General features: G+C 21.4%; 12 protein-coding genes. 2 read left to right on the plus strand and 10 right to left on the minus strand.

Annotation, left to right across the window (positions count from 1 at the left end; translation table 11 throughout):
• Positions 1-1,094: 1,094 nt before the first annotated feature.
• From DH96_RS00870 to tig, 10 genes are all read right to left on the minus strand, one after another.
• A complete protein-coding gene (locus DH96_RS00870) occupies positions 1,095-1,544 on the minus strand; it encodes a tRNA (adenine(22)-N(1))-methyltransferase TrmK (RefSeq protein WP_066540048.1) in 450 nt (149 codons plus the stop codon).
• A complete protein-coding gene (locus DH96_RS00875) occupies positions 1,541-2,839 on the minus strand; it encodes a sigma-70 family RNA polymerase sigma factor (RefSeq protein WP_066540050.1) in 1,299 nt (432 codons plus the stop codon). Before DH96_RS00875 ends, DH96_RS00870 begins: the two co-directional genes overlap by 4 nt.
• Positions 2,840-2,898: 59 nt before the next feature.
• Positions 2,899-4,887, minus strand: coding sequence for a DNA primase (dnaG, locus tag DH96_RS00880; RefSeq protein WP_066540052.1), 1,989 nt, complete (start codon positions 4,885-4,887; stop codon positions 2,899-2,901).
• A 66-nt stretch (positions 4,888-4,953) separates the two neighbouring features.
• Positions 4,954-6,312 (minus strand): glycine--tRNA ligase, encoded by a 1,359-nt coding sequence (locus DH96_RS00885; protein WP_066540055.1) that lies wholly within the window; start codon positions 6,310-6,312, stop codon positions 4,954-4,956.
• 181 nt (positions 6,313-6,493) lie between these two features.
• A complete protein-coding gene (gene era / locus DH96_RS00890; protein ID WP_066540063.1) occupies positions 6,494-7,348 on the minus strand; it encodes a GTPase Era in 855 nt (284 codons plus the stop codon).
• Positions 7,341-7,775, minus strand: coding sequence for an rRNA maturation RNase YbeY (ybeY, locus tag DH96_RS00895; protein ID WP_083515898.1), 435 nt, complete (start codon positions 7,773-7,775; stop codon positions 7,341-7,343). The genes era and ybeY overlap by 8 nt, the downstream gene beginning before the upstream one ends.
• Positions 7,776-7,933: 158 nt before the next feature.
• Positions 7,934-8,140 (minus strand): 30S ribosomal protein S21, encoded by a 207-nt coding sequence (rpsU, locus tag DH96_RS00900; protein WP_066540066.1) that lies wholly within the window; start codon positions 8,138-8,140, stop codon positions 7,934-7,936.
• 203 nt (positions 8,141-8,343) lie between these two features.
• Positions 8,344-8,577 (minus strand): hypothetical protein, encoded by a 234-nt coding sequence (locus DH96_RS00905; protein WP_066540069.1) that lies wholly within the window; start codon positions 8,575-8,577, stop codon positions 8,344-8,346.
• A complete protein-coding gene (gene lon / locus DH96_RS00910; RefSeq protein ID WP_066540072.1) occupies positions 8,567-10,939 on the minus strand; it encodes an endopeptidase La in 2,373 nt (790 codons plus the stop codon). Before lon ends, DH96_RS00905 begins: the two co-directional genes overlap by 11 nt.
• 171 nt (positions 10,940-11,110) lie before the next feature.
• The gene (gene tig, locus DH96_RS00915; RefSeq protein ID WP_066540074.1) at positions 11,111-12,442 is read right to left on the minus strand and encodes a trigger factor; all 1,332 of its coding nucleotides are present in this window, start codon (positions 12,440-12,442) and stop codon (positions 11,111-11,113) included.
• A 1,064-nt stretch (positions 12,443-13,506) separates the two neighbouring features.
• Here tig and gyrB point away from each other — a divergent pair.
• A complete protein-coding gene (gyrB, locus tag DH96_RS00920; protein WP_066540075.1) occupies positions 13,507-15,414 on the plus strand; it encodes a DNA topoisomerase (ATP-hydrolyzing) subunit B in 1,908 nt (635 codons plus the stop codon).
• A gap of 43 nt (positions 15,415-15,457) precedes the next feature.
• Positions 15,458-17,986 (plus strand): DNA gyrase subunit A, encoded by a 2,529-nt coding sequence (gyrA, locus tag DH96_RS00925; RefSeq protein ID WP_066540077.1) that lies wholly within the window; start codon positions 15,458-15,460, stop codon positions 17,984-17,986.
• Positions 17,987-18,001: the final 15 nt, after the last annotated feature.

The following is an 18,001-nucleotide window of genomic DNA, read 5'->3' on the forward strand; positions in this document are numbered from 1 at the left end:
TCGAACCCCCGACCGACAGCTTAGAAGATTGGGATAGAATTATTGCGTTTTTTCTTCTTAAGTATTTCATTACAATTAAGCCTCCCACACCACCGGACAAGCAAGTTTCCAAGCATCCGGCGGTTAAATTAATTATTATTTTTATAATATTTTTTACTAATATTTTACTATTTGATTTTTACTTTTTTAATTTCTTTGTTAGATCTAACTAAGAAACTATATTCTTTTTAATAAAGATAAACAAAATTTGATCTATATAATAAAATAAAAAAATAAATAAATTATTTAAAATATTTAATTACTTGATATATCGTCTCTATCTACTGACTATTTTCTATTATTGTATCTTTATTTAATATTTTTTTATTCAACTAATAATTAAAACTTCATCTTTCGCCTTGTAAAGGGCTTTCCCCTTTGCCTTGGAAGGTCAGTCCGCTAGCATATTTCAACGTTAACTTTTAATTTCCTTCGACTACTCTGATTCTGCTTTCTCCTTGCCTCATTACTAAAGTTTAGGAGGATGAAAGTTACTCTATATATTTACCTTTTGACTTTTAGGCAGGATAACCGTGACATATTCTCTTAAATCTTTTTCTATTTAAGTAAATTTTTACTATTTTGCACGGTAGGATTCTAGATTTTTATGTTGATAATCCTATAATGCAACAGCCAGCCTTATAGGTACTAGAATATCAGACATCTGTAGTTTTCTGATAGTTCAGAGTTTACTCCATTTTTTCCCTTAGCCTCATTTCAGAGGTTATCCATAAGTCAATTCAATTCACAAAGTCCCTTAGACTAAACTACTTCGTCCGTACTTCATTTTTATGGTTTGCTTTAATTATTTTTCATTTCTTACCAAATAACCAACCATACATTGTCACAAATTATCATTGTGTGTGAGTGGTTAGATCACAAAATATTAGGCATCTTTTCCGCCCGCTGTTGCTCTGTCCAGCTGAGCTACTCAAACTTTTTTATTAAAAACAAACTTTGATCAAAAAAAGGCCTGCTTTACATAGTAATATTATACTTTAAATCTTTTTTTTTTCAATCTATTATACCAATAATTTAAATAATATTAACAATTTTTATTTTTTTTGTTGAATTACTTTCAAAAATAAATAAGGAAATTTATCAAAAATTTCATAAGATTTCCAAATATAAAAATTATTTTTTAATAACCAATCTACTAAATAATTAATTTTTCCTTGACATCCTAATAGAAAATGTTTTTGAAAAAAAGATGATTTTTTTAATATATTTATAATTGTATGTGGTCCCATTCCACAAATCAAAACTAAATCAAAATAAACATCTTTAATATTTTCAAAACCATCTGATAAATAAAAAACAACAGGATATTTAATTAATGTTTTTTTAGCCTGTTCTAATGGTTTAATACGAATATCAGTAGCAATAGCTTTTTTAATATACCTTAAATCAAAAGCTTTTTTTAGAATCAAACCATGATCTGAACCAATATCTAAAACTATATCATATCCTTTTAAAAAACTAACAATAAAATTAATTCTTTTCATTTTTTATTAATATTGTTATATAACATTCTTAATTTATTTTGTCTAGAAGGAGATCTCAATCGTCTTAAGGCTTTTGATTCTATTTGACGAATTCTCTCTCTAGTGACACCGAACTTATTCCCTATTTCTTCTAAAGTATAAATATGTCCATCTAAAAGACCATAACGCATTTTTAAAACTTGTTCTTCTCTATCAGTAAGAACTTCTTCTAAAGATTCATCTAAAGTTTTTTTTAATGTTTCTTGTAACATATAATCATGCGGAGAAATAGCATTAGGATCATGAATAAAATCTCCTAAAGAAGAATCATCTTCCTCTCTAACAGAAGATTCTAAGGAAATAGTTTCTTTTTCTATCATTTGAATATCAGTAATTTGTTTTGTATCAATATTCATTTTAGCAGCTACTTCTTTATTTTCAGCTTTTCTAGATAAATCCTGAGTTAATTTACCCCTACAACGAGAAATTTTATTCATAGTTTCAATAATATGAACAGGAATTCTAATAGTTCTAGCCTGATCTGCTACCGCTCTAGTAATAGCTTGTCTTATCCACCAAGTAGCATAAGTAGACATTTTAAAACCTTTAGTATAATCGAACTTATCAATAGCTCTCATTAAACCCATATTACCTTCTTGAATCAAATCTAAAAATAATATTTTTCTCCCTATATAACGCTTCGCTATAGAAACTACTAATCGATAATTAGCTTCAACTAATTTACTTTTTGCCAAATGAGCTATTTCTATTATTTTTTTATTTTTTTTAATTTCTTCTTCACTTAAAATAATTTCTTTATTTTTATGCTTTTCTAATTGTTCTTTAGCTTTTAAACCATCATAAACCATTTTAGATTTTTCTTTTTCTTCTTCTAAGGTTAATAAAGGTATTTGTCCGATTTCTTTTAAATACATTTTAACTGGATCATCAACTTTAATAAAGTTGGAAATTTTTTCTAAGTTCAAATTTTCTAATTTTTCTTCTTCTTTACTTTTAATATCTAAAGAATTAATTTCATCATCAATTAACAAATTATCTTCTTTTTTTATATTGTTTTGATCTTTAATAATATTGTTAGATTTAACATTTTTATTTATTTTTTTTTTATCAAAAGATGCAAAAAAATCAATAATTTCTTTATTAAAAATATTTTTGTTTTTATAAAAAATATTAATTAATTTTAAATTTTTTTTAAGTTTATTATTAAAAAATAAAATATTTTCTTTTTCTTCTATATTATCCAATAATAAATAATTTTTTTTATACATTTTTTGTTGAAATATTCTTAAATTCATATTTTTTTACCCTTTTTTATTTTTTCAAAAATATATTTTTTTTAATATCTAATTTTAAATTATTCCTGAATATTTTTCATATTATAATAAACTCTTATTTCGTCTTTAATTTTTTCTATTTCTTTTTTTTTATTCTGTATTTCTTCTTCTTTTTTTTTAATATTTATAGTTAACTCTTTGAATTTTTCTTTATTATTATTTTGAGAAAAAAAATTTTTTTTATCAATAATTTTTTTTCTTTCTTTTTTAATTTTTTCTATTTCGTGATAAATATTATTAATTTTCAATTGAAAATAAAAAATTTTTAAATCTTCTTGATTAGTAATTCTTTTCTTTTTTTTAAAAAAGAAACTTTGTTGAATATCTAATAATAAATCATAAATTGAAAAATAAGAATCAATTTTATTTAAAAAATTATTATAAATTTTAATAAAATTTTCTATATTGATACCATTATTAATTTCTTGTTCAGAAGCATAAATATCATAATATTCTTTTACTTTATCAATAATTTCTATAATAACAGGATTAGAAATATATTGAACAATATCATGTCTAATAAAATCAATATATTCTCTATTTAATAAAATATCATTAATTATATCTATTTCATGAAAAGTAACATTATTTTTAATAATATTTTTAATTTTTTTATCTATATACAAAATAGGATTAGGTAAATAAAAATTATTATTAGAAAAAATATTTAAACTATAATTATTTAAATCAACATAAATTTGATATTTAGAATAAATTTCTTTTTGATAATATTCTTGATTCTTATGATTATGAAATTTTAGCAAATTATAAATTTCTTTTTTAATATTATTTATATCTTTGCCGCATTCTTGCAATTTTTCTATATTATAAAATATAAAATCTTTAATATTATTTTTTTTAAAAGAATGAAAATTATCATAATTTTCACTAAAATTAATATATTGATCAGGGTCTATATTATGAGGTAAAAATAATATACTTACCTTAAAACTGTTTTGATTAAGTATTTTTGATATTTTTAAAGAAGCTTCTTGACCAGAATCATCACCATCAAAAAAAATTAAAACATTATTAGTTAGTGATTTTAAAAGATCAATTTGTTGTTTAGTTATTTGAGTTCCCATTGTAGCAATAACGTTTTTTTGTTGAATTTTAAATAAAGAAATAACATCAAAAAAACCTTCGCATAAAATAATTTCCTCTTTTTCTTTTATAAATTTATAATGTTCAAAAAAACGATATAATAAGTTACTCTTTTTAAATAAAACAGTTTCAGAATTAAATAAATATTTTGTTTGATTTTTTTTATTTTCTTCAATTAAACGTCCTACAAAACCAACAATTTGACCTTTAAAATTAGTTAAAGGTAAAATAAACCTATTTCTAAAAAAATCATAATATTCATCAGAATTTTCTTTTTTTTTCACCAAACTTAATTTTACTAAATCTTTTAAATTATGTTTTTTGACTTCTAACAAGTATTTAAGAAGAGAATTATAATGAGAACCTGCAAAACCTAATTGAAATTCTTTAATAAGATCAAAATTTAACTTTCTTTCTTGTAAATATGCAATTAAAGAATGCTGAATATCCATTCTTAATATTTTTTTTAAATCTATATTTTGATATTTTTTTGGGTTTTTTAATAAACTATTTTGAATATCATAACGAAAAAAAGATCTTAAAGAATTACAATAATATTCACAAGTATCTTTTAAAATAACATATAAAGGATTTTTTGGATAATCATTAACTTTCAAAAAAGATAATTTTAAATTAAATTTCTGTGATAATTCCTTAATAGTTTCATCAATAGAAATTTTTTTTAACTGCTGATAAAATTTAAAAGGAGCGCCACCATTTAAACAAGACATACATAAAGCAATATTTTTTTCAGGAGATACAGAAAAAGAAGGGGTTTTTTCCACATGAAAAGGACATAAACCCATAAAATTTTTACCTGTTTTTTTCAAAAAAATACCACATTTGGTTACTAATTCTACAATAGAAATTTGGTTATTAATCTCTTTAATCAATTTTTTATTCATTTTTTTATATTTATTTATAAATTATTATTATTTACTTAATAAATTATTTTTTAATATTTCCAAATATTAAAAAATAATTTTTTCTTCTATATAATTTTTGATTTCCTCTATATTGATTCTATCTTGAGAAAATGTATCTCTATTTCTGATGGTAACTGTATTATCTATTAAAGTTTGATCATCTATTGTACAACAAAAAGGTGTGCCTATCATATCTTGTCTTCTGTATCTTTTACCAATACTTTTATTTTCATCATAATCAATTTCAAAAAAATAACATATCTTTTTTCTTATTTCTTGAGCTTTAACACTATGTTTCTTTTTAATTAACGGCAAAATAGCTAATTTATATGGAGCTAAAAAAGGATGAATTTTTAATACTATTCGATAATCATTTTCTTTAATTTTTTCATTACATAAAGAATTAACGATAATAGCTAAAAATAATCTTTCTACTCCTACAGAAGGTTCAATAACAAAAGGCCAAAATTTTTGTTTATTCACTTCATCAAAATATTTTAAATCTTTTCCAGAATATTCTTGATGAGTTTTTAAATCAAAGTCTGTTCTAGAAGCAATTCCCCATAATTCATCAAAACCCCAAGGAAAATGAAATAAAATATCAGTGGTTTTATTAGAATAATGACTTAATTCTGTAACTTTATTTTCTCTAAAATCTATTTTACTTTTATCAAAACCTAAATTTAAAAGAAACTGATAAATATATTCTTGCCAAAACAAAAACCATTTTTGATATTGAGAAGGTTCACAAAAAAATTCTAATTCCATTTGTTCAAATTCAAAAGTTCTAAATATAAAATTACCCGGAGTAATCTCGTTACGAAAAGATTTCCCAATTTGACCTACTCCAAAAGGTATTTTTCGTCTCGTAGTATTTAAAATATTTTTAAAATTTATAAAAATGCCTTGGCAAGTTTCTGGTCTCAAATATATAGAAGAAGAATTTTCTTTAATAACTCCTTGATGAGTTTGAAATAATAAATTGAATTCTTTTACTGAAGCCCAATTTTTAGTTCCTAAAATTTTATTTTTAATTAAATATTCTGTCATTTGTTGATAACTCAAATTATTAATGTTTATATTAACATCATGTTCCTTAATTAAATGATCAACTCTATAACGTTTATTATTATCTTTATTTTCCGCTAATAAATCCATAAAAAAGTTTAAATGGCCGGAAGCTTCTAAAATTTTTGAATTTAATAAAATAGAACTATCTAATAAAATATTAAATTCACTTTCCTGAATAAATTTTTTAATCCAAGCTTTTTTAATATTTTGTTTTAATAAACTACCTAAAGGACCATAATCAAAACTATTAGCTAAACCTCCATAAATTTCACTTCCTGCAAAAACAAAACCATTTTTTTTTGCAAAAACAATTATTTCTTTTAAAGATATCATGTTATTCCTTTTTTTATTTGATTAAATAAATAAAAATTACAAATTATATTAAAATGAGTATATTAAACTTAATATAATAAAATTGAAAAAAATATTAATTATCTAAAATTAATCATAAATTAAGATATTATTTTATTTTTTATATTCAATATGAAATAATATAAAATATAATTTTTTTTAATTATAAAAATATTTTCTTTTCTACTTTAACCCACAAATTAAGAGAAACTTTTGTTTGAAAAATTTTACTAATATTTTTTTGTGATTGGATTCTAATTTTTTTTATTTTCTGTCCTTTTGTTCCAATAATAATTTTTTTTTGACTATTTTTTTTGACTAAAACTAAAACAGAAATATCAGTTAAATTTAAACATTTATTAAAATTAATATTATCTACTAAAACATTACAATAATGTGGAATTTCTTGATTAATATAACAAAGAATTTTTTCTCTTACAAAATCTGATATTAATTCTTCTTGAGTCAGATTAGTTAAAATATTTTGAGAAAAATAAGGTGGTTTTTCTTTTAAATATAACAAAATTTTTTGTATTAAAATATGAAAATTTTGTTTTAAATGACATGACAAAGGAATTATTTCATCAAAATAAAAATTTTTTAAAAAACTAATAATAATTTTATCAATAAATATTTTTTTTCGAAAAGAGTCAATTTTATTAATTAATAAAAAAATTTTTTTATTATATTTTTTTAAAATGTTCAAAACTACCTGATCTTCCGGTTTATATTCTCTATCAACCATAAATAAAATAATATCTAATTCCTGAATATAATTTAAAGATAATGAATTTTGTTGTTTTGGAAAAATAATTTTTTTTTTAAAAAAAATTATTCCTGGATTATCAATAAAAACTAGTTGATATTTTTTTTGATTATAAATACCCATAATTTGTCTTATAGTAGTACCTGATTTAATACTTGTAATAGAAACTTTTTTTTCTAAAATATTATTTAATAAAGTAGATTTGCCTACATTCACTTCTCCGATAATAGAAATAAAACCTGATTTAAACAATATATTTAACCTCTTTATTTTTATTAACAAAAAATCTATTTAATACCTGTTTTTGTACTTTAACCATTTTTTTTAAATTATCTTCGGTATTATCTGTATAACCTTTTAAATGTAGATAACCGTGTAGAGTTAAAAAACACACTTCTTTAATTAAACTATTATTATATTTTTTAGCTTGTTGCGAAGCTTTAACAAGTGAAATAAAAATATCTCCTAAAGAATCATCTTTTATTTCATTAATAAATGTCAAAATATCTGTAGAATATTTTTTTTTTCTATAATAATAATTCATTTTTTTCATTTTATTATTTTTAATAAAAATAATATGCATTTTTTTACTATCTTTAATATAATTAAAAACTTTAAATAATTTTTTTTTTAAAAAATTAATTTTAATTTTAGTTTGATTATGTATTTTGATATTCACTAAAATTTTTTTATTATTACTCCTTAATATTTATTAATAAAAAATAAAAAAAATTAACTTTGAATAATTTAATAAAAAAAATAAAAAATAAAAGCAACTTTTTTTAATTTTTATATTATTAGGTTGCTTTTTTTACTATTAATCAATATTATTAAATTTTATTTATGTGTTTTTTTACCTTTTAAAATAAATTTTTTTCTCTTTTTCATATTATTTTTTATACGAGCTTTTCTCGCTACGCTGGGTTTAATATAATATTCTTTACTTCGATATTGAGCTAAAATACCTGATCTTGAAACTTCTCGCCTAAAACGACGCAAAGTATCGTCTAAATTTTCTCCTTCTTTAATAAAAACTTTAGTCATTATATTTATTGATCAACCTCCTATTTAATTTTATTTGATTTACTTAATTCTTATTTACTCAATAATTTTATTTATTAAATATCAAAAATTTATTTTCCTAAATACAAATAAATACATTAACAAATATATTAACAAACTAAAATATAAAAAAATCTTAAATAATTATAACATAAGTAATAATGAAATAAAAAAATTAAAAAAAACTATAAAAAATTTATTTTTAAATTTACATAAGAATGTAAAAAAAGCATAACAACCAAAAATAATATTAAAAAATTTAAATAAATTTCAGATTTTGGTATAACATAATTACCATATTTTTCAGCAAACATATCTATAACACTTTTTTCAGAAGAAAATAAAATAAATAAAATAATTAAAATACAATCCATATATAACCAAAAATTTGTTTTAAATAAAAAGATATTATACCACATTATTGTACATATCTCCTTTCGGAATAACTAAAGCCTTCAAAAAAAGATCTTTAGCATTTTCTATTGCAATAATTTCCAATTTATTTCGTACTTCTTCAGGTATATCATCTATATCTTTAATATTATCTTTAGGAATAAAAATAGTACTCAAACCGCTTCTATTAGCAGCAATAGCTTTTTCCTTTAAACCACCAATAGGTAAAACAGAACCCCTTAAAGTAATTTCTCCTGTCATTCCTATTTCTCTACGAACAAATTTTCCTTTAATAGCAGAAAAAATAGAAGTGGCTATCGTTATACCAGCTGAAGGACCATCTTTAGGAATAGCACCTTCTAAAAAATGAATATGAAAATCGTTTGAGTTAAAAACTTCATATTTTATACCTAACTTTTTGGCATTTGATTTTAAAAAACTAAAAGCAGTTATAGCACTTTCTTCTAAAACCTTACCCAAATGACCAGTAAGAACTAATTTTCCACTTCCTTTATAATAAGTTACTTCCACAGGTAAAATATCACCACCAAAAGCAGTATAAGCTAATCCATTCACAACTCCTATTTGATTTTTAGAAGAAGACAACAAATGTTGATAAATAATTTTTCCTAAAAATTTTTCAATATTGTTTGTACTTATTTCTATTTTCTTAGTTTTATTAATTAAAATATCTTTTACTGTTTTTCTTATCAAATTAGCTATTTGTTTATTTAAATTTCTAACTCCGGCTTCTTTAGTATAATGTCTAATAATATACATTAAAGTTTGATCATCAATCGAAAAAAACTCATCTTTAAGACCGTGTTCTTTTAATAATTTAGGCAATAAATATTTTTTAGCAATGGATAATTTATCTTGTTCTGTATATGAATTTAATTCTATAATTTCTAAACGATCTTTTAATGGTTCAGAAATATTACTCAAATCATTAGCAGTTGTAACAAATAAAACTTTTGATAAATCAAAAGGTTCAGAAAGATAAAGATCCACAAAATTTTTATTTTGTTTAGGATCTAATACTTCTAATAAAGAAGAAGCAGGATCATGTTGAAAATTATTAACTAATTTATCTATCTCATCTAATAAAAAAACAGGATTCATAACTCCTACATCTTTCAAACCACTTAAGATACGACCGGGCATAGCTCCTACGTAAGTTCTTCTATGTCCTCTAATTTCACTTTCTTCTTGTAAACCACCTAAAGATTGTTTAACAAACTTTCGACCTAAAGCTTCTGCAATTGAAATAGCTAAAGTAGTTTTACCAACCCCAGGAGGCCCTACCAAACAAATAATAGTTTGTGGATTTGTTTTAGTCATAATTTTTACAGCAGCATATTCTATAATACGTTCTTTAGCTTTTTTCAAACCATAATGATTTTTTTCTAAAATAAATTGAATTTTTTCTAAATCATTAATATCTTTGCTATTTTTTCCCCAAGGCAAAGCGATTAAAAAATCTAAATAACTTCTAATAACGAAAGAATCTGCAATAGCTGAGGAAATACTTTGATAACGCGATAATTCTTGCAAAGCTTTTGTTTTTATATTACTAGGCATTTTAGAACAATTAATTTTTTTTCTTAATTCTTCTATTTCTTCTTCTTTTTTAACTCTATCTCCTAATTCATTTTGAATAGCACGTATTTTTTCTCTTAAATAAAATTCTTTTTGATTTTCATCAATACTTTTTTTAACTTCTGAATTGATTTTATTTTCTAATTCTATAATTTCAGTTCTAAATTGTATATCTTGCAGAATATACAATAATCTTTTATTTAAATTAGTTTCTTTTAGATACTTATATTTATTTTTTTCTTCGATTTTTAATGAAAAAATAATCAAATCTGCAGCTTTTTCAGTAGTAACTCCGTTTTTTACTTGTTCTAAAAAAGCATTTTCAGAAATTAATAAAAGTTGATTAACATTACTAGATATTTGTTGTAATATTAATTTAATCAAAGCTTTTTCTTCTTGTAAATCGCCAAATAAAGTAGAAACGTTTTTATATTGAGTTAAATAAAGATGATTATCCTTAATAATTTTTTGAACTTTAACTCTTTTGATAATACGTAATTTCACTTTATAAAGATCATCATCTATTTTTATAGAAACTAAAATTTTTGATAAAACGCCATATTGTTCTATATCAGATATTTTTGGATCATCTTTTAAAAAATCTTTTTGTAATAAAATAACAATATAAGGGCATTTGTTTTTTTCAGCTAACTTCAAAGCATTAACTGAAAAAGAACGACCTATTTCAATTCTTAGATCATTGAAAGGGATTGGTACAACATCTCTTACAATAATAGAAGGTAATTCTTTAGGAATAGCTTCTAAATCTATTTTTTTTTTATCTTCCATATTTTATATACATCCTTATTTTTTCAACAATTCAAAATAAAATCTACAATTATCACTTATTATATATATTATACAATAAATTAAATTTCATCTAAAGATATTTGGACAATATTCAAGCAAAAAATAAAAAAACATATTCACATACTTGTTTATGTTTTTTTTATTTTTTTTCTATATTTTTTCCAACTGTATATTTTCTTTATTTTTTTCAATAGAATTTTTTATTAAAAAATCTATTATTTTACTTTTTAAAATATTTTTTTTTATATCTTCCATTAAAAAAAAATTTTTTTTTATTTGATCAACAGATATATTATAACTAAAACTCATTTCTTGAGAATAATAATCTAATTCTGTGGGTAAAACTTTTATATTTTCTTTTTCAATTATTTCTTCTAATATTAAATCAATTTTGATATTCCTTATAGCTTGTTTTCTAATTCTTTGTTCAAATTCTTCCATATTTATTTTATAAATATTTAAATATTTTTCTATATTTAAATTATTTTTATTTAATTCTTGGTTAAAATTTTTTTTTAAATCTTCTATTTCATAAATAATTAAGTTTTCGTTTATTTTTAAAAAAGAATTTTTAACTAAGAAATCTAAAATTTCCTTTTCTTGTTTTTGACGAATTTTATTTTGCTGATCTAATTCTAACTTTTTTTTAATTTCTTTTTTTAAATCACTAATTGTAAAAATACGTGGTATTTTTAAACTTTTAATAAATTCATCATTTAAGTTAAACTCTTCTTTAATTTTTATACTTTTTAAAAAAACTTCAAAAAAAATCTTCTTAGAAGCTATGGATTGATCATAAAAATTATCCGGAATAATTAAAGAAAAAATTCTATTTTCTTTGACTTTCATACCTATTACTCCATCATCAAAACCCATAATAAATTGATTATTACCTATTTCTAAAGAAAAATCACTAATCTCGCTATGTTTGATACTTTTTTTTTCATCCAAAAAAATACTTAAATCAAAAATAGCTAAATCATTTTTTTCTAAAGATAAATATTGTGGTTTAAAATTTTTAAAAGTATTTTGTTTAATAATATCATTAATTTTAATTTGTATTTCTTTTTCTCTAATAGAAATATTATCAAAAAAAGTCACTTTGATATCTTTATAGTTACACAAGATAACTTCAGGTTTAAGAAAAAATTCTAAAGCAAAATCAAAAAAATCTTTTTTTTTCAAATCTTCTATATTACAACTCACTAATTTAGGTTGACCCATAACCATAAATTTTTTTTTATTCTTTATGATCTCTTCTGATTTTTTTTTTATTAAAATTTCTAAAGCATCTTTATAAAGTTTTTGATCTCCAATTTTTTTTTTAAAAATAGATCTAGTAACAAAACCCTTACGAAAACCCTTGATTTCAATTTTATCTTTAACTTTTTCAAAAGCATAACATAAATAATTTTCAAATTCTTCGTTATACAAACGAAATTTAAATTGTAAAAAATCATTATTAACTTTTTTAATTTGCATCTTTTTTTCCTATAATTTTATTAAAAAAAATTTAAATAAATTTTATTTATTTTTTAAAATTAATTTTTTTAAAAAAATTATAAATAAAATTTTACTCTATTTTATAAATTTTCTAAATTAAATTTTAATACAGTTTTATTATCTTAATTCTTCAATTTCTTTAGTTATCGTAAATTTAAATCAAATTATTAATATTCTATACGAATATTAGAAATAAATTACACTTTAAAAGATTAAAAAAAAATTATAAAAATATCTATGATAATATAACATAACAATTATAATAGATAAAATAATAATATAATAAACATTTATTTATATGATATTATAAGATTGTAAGATACAAAAGAAAAATTAAATAAAAAACTAATAAAATATAATAAAGTTTAATATTTTTTCACTAAATTAAATTAGCAACTATAAATTAAATTAAGAAAATGATACAATGCATAATTTTACAAATTAAAAAATATAAACAAAACTAAATTTTAAAATTATATATTTATAAACTAAAACCATAATTTAAAGACATTCAATACAAATTTAATCAAATAATAAATTTATCGAAATAGAAAAATATAAATACTTTTTCCTAATATTTTTTTAATTAAATTTTTTTTATTTATACAAATATTTACAATAAGATCATTTTTTTAAGATTTAAAATTAATATTTCATTATAATTAAAATAAATTAAAAATAATTTCTATCAAAATTCAATATAATAACACTCTAAATTATTTTTAATTTTAAACTATTTTCAATTTTGTTTTAATAATAATAAAATAATATCAAAAAATATTAAAAAAATTTATATTTCGCAATAATATGAAAAATTAAATTAACCAAAAAATTCAAAAATATTATTTTATGTTATAATGACTGGTATAAATTTTTTTTATTAAAATATTAGAAAAATTTAAATTTTTTATAAAAATTATCATAATTTATAAAATAAAATTAAATAAAAACAATATTTCAAATTTAAATATGATATTTAGTTAAATAAAATTTTAGTTACTAGTGTAAAAACATAATTATAAAGGAGAATATTCATTAAATAAATGATTAAAAAAAATGATTATAATGCTGAAAGTATTGAAATTTTAGAAGGTTTAGAAGCTGTCAGAATAAGACCAGGTATGTATATAGGTTCTACTTCTGAAAAAGGGTTATATCATTTAATTTGGGAAATAGTAGATAATTCTATAGATGAAGCATTAGCTGGATTCGCAAATGAAATTATTATAGAAATTTTTCCAAATAATATAATTCGTGTATCTGATAATGGTAGAGGGATTCCTGTAGGAATACATCCTAAAACTAAAAAACCAGCCGTAGAAACAATTTTAACTACTTTGCACGCAGGAGGGAAATTCAATAATAATTCTTATCAATTTTCTGGAGGATTACATGGAGTAGGTGCTTCTGTTGTAAATGCTTTATCCAAGTGGTTTCAAGTAGAAATACATTTAAACAATAAAGTGTATTTTCAAAAATATGAAAAAGGAATACCTATAACTTCTTTACAAATCAAAGATAATACTGAAAAAACAGGAACTATTATAACTTTTTTACCTGATAATGAAATTTTTAAAGAAATGGATAATTTTGTCTATAAATTAGACATTATAAAAAACAGAATTCAACAATTAGCTTTCTTAAACAAAAATATAAAATTAAAAGTCATTGACACAAGAACAGAACCGAAAAAATATTTTAATTTTTGTTATGAAGGAGGTATTAAAGAATATCTTAAATATTTAAACGAAAACAAAAAAAACATTGGTACAGAATTTTATCAAGAAAGTAAAATATCTGATATTTACTTTGAAATATCTTTTCAATATTCTGAAAATTATTCAACACATATTTATTCTTTTGTTAATAATATTCATACCTTCGAAGGAGGAACTCATGAAGAAGGTTTTAAAATGGCGTTAAATCGAATATTAAATAAATATGCAAAAGAAAAAAATTTTCTAAAGAAAGATATTAATAACTTTATTAGCGAAGATACTTTAGAAGGTATTACTGCTATTATTTCTTTAAAATATGGTAATCCTATATTCGAAGGACAAACAAAAACTAAATTAGGTAATACAGAAGTTAAACAAGTTATTTCTAAATCATTTGGAGAAAATTTTGAAAGATATTTATTAGAAAATCCTAAAGAAGCTAAAAAAATTGTTGAAAAATGTTTATTAGCTATAAAAGCAAGAATAGCTGCTAAAAGAGCACGTGAAATAACACGTAGAAAAACACCTTTAGATTCATTTGGTTTTGCTTCAAAATTAGCTGATTGTTACATAAAAGAACCTTCTTTATCAGAACTTTATATTGTCGAAGGAGATTCAGCAGGTGGTTCAGCTAAACAAGGAAGAGATTCAAAATATCAAGCAATTTTACCTTTGAGAGGCAAAATTATAAATGTAGAAAAATCTCGTTTAGAAAAAGTTTTAAGCAATAATGAAATTATTTCTCTCATACAAGCTATTGGTACAGGAATCGATAAAGAATTTAACTTACAAAAATTAAGATATCATCGTATTATTATAATGACTGATGCAGATGTTGATGGAGCTCACATCAGAACTCTGCTGTTGACTTTCTTTTTTAGAAACCTAAAACCTCTCATTGAAAACGGATTTGTTTATTTTGCTCAACCTCCTTTATATAAAATTCAAAGTAATAAAAAAACTAATTATATATATAACGAACAAAAACTTAAAGAATTTATTGAAAACAATAAAAATAAAATTTACTTACAAAGATATAAAGGATTAGGTGAAATGAATCCAGAACAACTTTGGGAGACTACAATGAATCCTGAAAAAAGAACTCTATTACAAGTAACTTTAGAAGATATAGTAGAAGCAGATAAAACTTTTAATATGTTAATGGGGGAAGAAGTTTCTACAAGAAGAGATTTTATTAAAGAAAATGCAATATATGCAGATTTAGATGTTTAATAAAAAAAATATTTTAAAATAGAATCAGTATAAGGCGATAATTATGTCAAATAAAACAAAAACAAAACAAAAATCCAAAGAAATTTATTTAAAAAATGGAGACAATAAATTTCTGAATAATTGCGGATTTATTAAGAAAATAGATATCAAAACAGAAATGGAAAAATCTTTTTTAAGTTATGCTATGAGTGTAATTGTATCCAGAGCTTTACCAGAAATTAAAGATGGTTTAAAACCTGTTCAAAGAAGAATTTTATACGGAATGAAAGAATTAGGAGTTTATAATCATTCCAGTTATAAAAAAGCGGCAAGAATTGTGGGCGATGTAATGGGTAAATTTCATCCGCATGGTGATAGTAGTATATATGAAGCAATGGTAAGAATGGCACAAAATTTTAATTATCGTTATCCTTTAGTAGATGGACATGGTAATTTTGGTTCTATAGATGGAGATGCTGCTGCTGCTATGCGTTATACAGAAGTAAGAATGTCTAAAATAGCAATGGAAATGATTAAGGAGATAGAACAAAATACAATTGATTTTGTTAATAATTATGATAATAGTGAAAAAGAACCAATAATTTTACCTACTAGTTTCCCTAATTTACTAATCAATGGTTGTTCTGGTATTGCTGTTGGCATGGCTACTAATATTCCATCTCATAACTTAGGAGAAGTAATAGATGCTGTATTAGCATATATAGAAAATAAAAATATCACAATTACAGAAATCATGAAATATATAAAAGGTCCTGATTTTCCAACTGGTGGAGAAATTTTAGGTTCTGATAACTTAAAAGAAGCTTATGAAACCGGAAGAGGAAAAATTTATATTAGAGCTAAAACAGATATTATTAAATCTGAAAAAAATAGATATTCCGTTATTATTACTGAAATTCCTTATCAAATTAAAAAAACAAGTATTATCGAAAGAATTGCTTTTTTAGCTAAAGAAAAAATTATTGATGGTATTACCGATTTGAGAGATGAATCTTCTAATAAAAAAGGAATTAGAATTGTTATAGATCTAAGGAAAGATGTTAATCCAAAAGTTTTTTTAAATAATTTATATAAACATTCTCAAATTCATATTTCTTATAACTTTAACATGATAGCTTTAGTTAATGGTATTCCGCAAATAGTTAATTTAAAAAAAATTATTCAAGAGTTTTTTCTTTTCAGAATTGAAGTTATCAATAGGCAAAAAAAATTTGAATTAAAAAAAGCTGCAGATAAAAAACACTTGATTGAAGCTTCCGTAATAGTTTTAAATGATATAGATAATGCTATAGAATTAATTAAAAAATCTGAAAATATTCCAAATGCAAAAGAAAAATTAATAAAAAAATATAATTTTGATGAAATACAAAGTAAAGCTATTTTAGAAATGAGTTTGCAAAAAATTACAAATTTAGAAATAGAAAAAATTAAAAAAGAAGAACAAATTCTTATTAGTAAAATTGCTGAATACGAAAGTATAATCAATTCTCAGAATAAAAAAGAAAAAATATTAAAAAAAGAATTATTAGAAATTAAAAAAAAATTTCAAGATAAAAGAAAAACTATAATTAATAAAAAACAAGAAATTTTAGATATACCAAATGAAGATTTAATAGAAGAAGAACATATTCTGATCACTGTTACTAACAAAGGTTATGCTAAACGTTTGAATTTGAATACTTATAAAAAGCAAAATAAAGGAGGAAAAGGAGTTATTGGTATTACAATAAATGAAGATGATTTTGTAGAACATTTTATTATAACTTCTACTCATGATTATCAATTATTTTTCACTAATAAAGGTAAAGTATACCAATTAAAAGGATATCAAATACCGGTTTTTTCTCGACAATCAAAAGGAATACCATTGATAAACTTAATTCCTTTAGAAAAAGGTGAATTTTTAACTTCATTAACAAGTATCAAAAATTTCAAACAAATAGAAGGTTTTTTAGTATTGATTACTAAAAAAGGATTAATAAAAAGAAATGCAATTCAAGAATATGAAAATATAAGAGTAAATGGAAAAATAGCATTTGTTCTAAAAAATGATGATGAAGTATTATCGGTTTTAAAAACTTCTGGAAATCAAGATATTATTCTTGCTGCTTCTAACGGGAAAGCCATTCGTTTTAATGAAAGTTCTATTCGTAAAACATCCCGTATGAGCACAGGCATTATAGGTATGAGAATTTTATCAGAAGATAATATTATTGGTTCAGCCGCAGTTTCTACTCCTGAACAAGATATTTTAGTTTTAACAGAATTCGGATATGGTAAAAAAACAAAAATTAATGAATATCGAAAACAAAAAAGAGGAGGAAAAGGAACAAAAACTTTAAAAATAACCAGTAAAAATGGTAAATTAGTTTCCTTAAAAACAGTTTTACCTCAAGAAGATCTTATATTAATTTCTGATCGTGGAAAAGTTATAAGAATGGAAATTGATAAAATTTCTACTACTAAATCAAAAGTAGCTCAAGGAAATAAATTATTTAATTTAGATAATAACCAAAAATTAGTTAATGTAGTTGTTGTAAAAGAAAAAATTAAAAAAATTTCTGATTTATAAAAAATATCATTTTAA

The sequence above is a fragment of the Candidatus Phytoplasma oryzae genome, assembly GCF_003263355.1.
Classification (GTDB): domain Bacteria; phylum Bacillota_I; class Bacilli_A; order Acholeplasmatales; family Acholeplasmataceae; genus Phytoplasma; species Phytoplasma oryzae_B.

Coding starts and splice junctions, on each gene's coding strand:
- DH96_RS00885 (WP_066540055.1), bottom strand. CDS start 6,312: ATGATATCTTTAAAAGAAATAATTGTTTTTGCAAAAAAAAATGGTTTT.
- DH96_RS00875 (WP_066540050.1), bottom strand. CDS start 2,839: ATGAATTTAAGAATATTTCAACAAAAAATGTATAAAAAAAATTATTTA.
- tig (WP_066540074.1), bottom strand. CDS start 12,442: ATGCAAATTAAAAAAGTTAATAATGATTTTTTACAATTTAAATTTCGT.
- lon (WP_066540072.1), bottom strand. CDS start 10,939: ATGGAAGATAAAAAAAAAATAGATTTAGAAGCTATTCCTAAAGAATTA.
- gyrB (WP_066540075.1), top strand. CDS start 13,507: ATGATTAAAAAAAATGATTATAATGCTGAAAGTATTGAAATTTTAGAA.
- gyrA (WP_066540077.1), top strand. CDS start 15,458: ATGTCAAATAAAACAAAAACAAAACAAAAATCCAAAGAAATTTATTTA.
- DH96_RS00905 (WP_066540069.1), bottom strand. CDS start 8,577: ATGTGGTATAATATCTTTTTATTTAAAACAAATTTTTGGTTATATATG.
- dnaG (WP_066540052.1), bottom strand. CDS start 4,887: ATGAATAAAAAATTGATTAAAGAGATTAATAACCAAATTTCTATTGTA.
- DH96_RS00870 (WP_066540048.1), bottom strand. CDS start 1,544: ATGAAAAGAATTAATTTTATTGTTAGTTTTTTAAAAGGATATGATATA.
- rpsU (WP_066540066.1), bottom strand. CDS start 8,140: ATGACTAAAGTTTTTATTAAAGAAGGAGAAAATTTAGACGATACTTTG.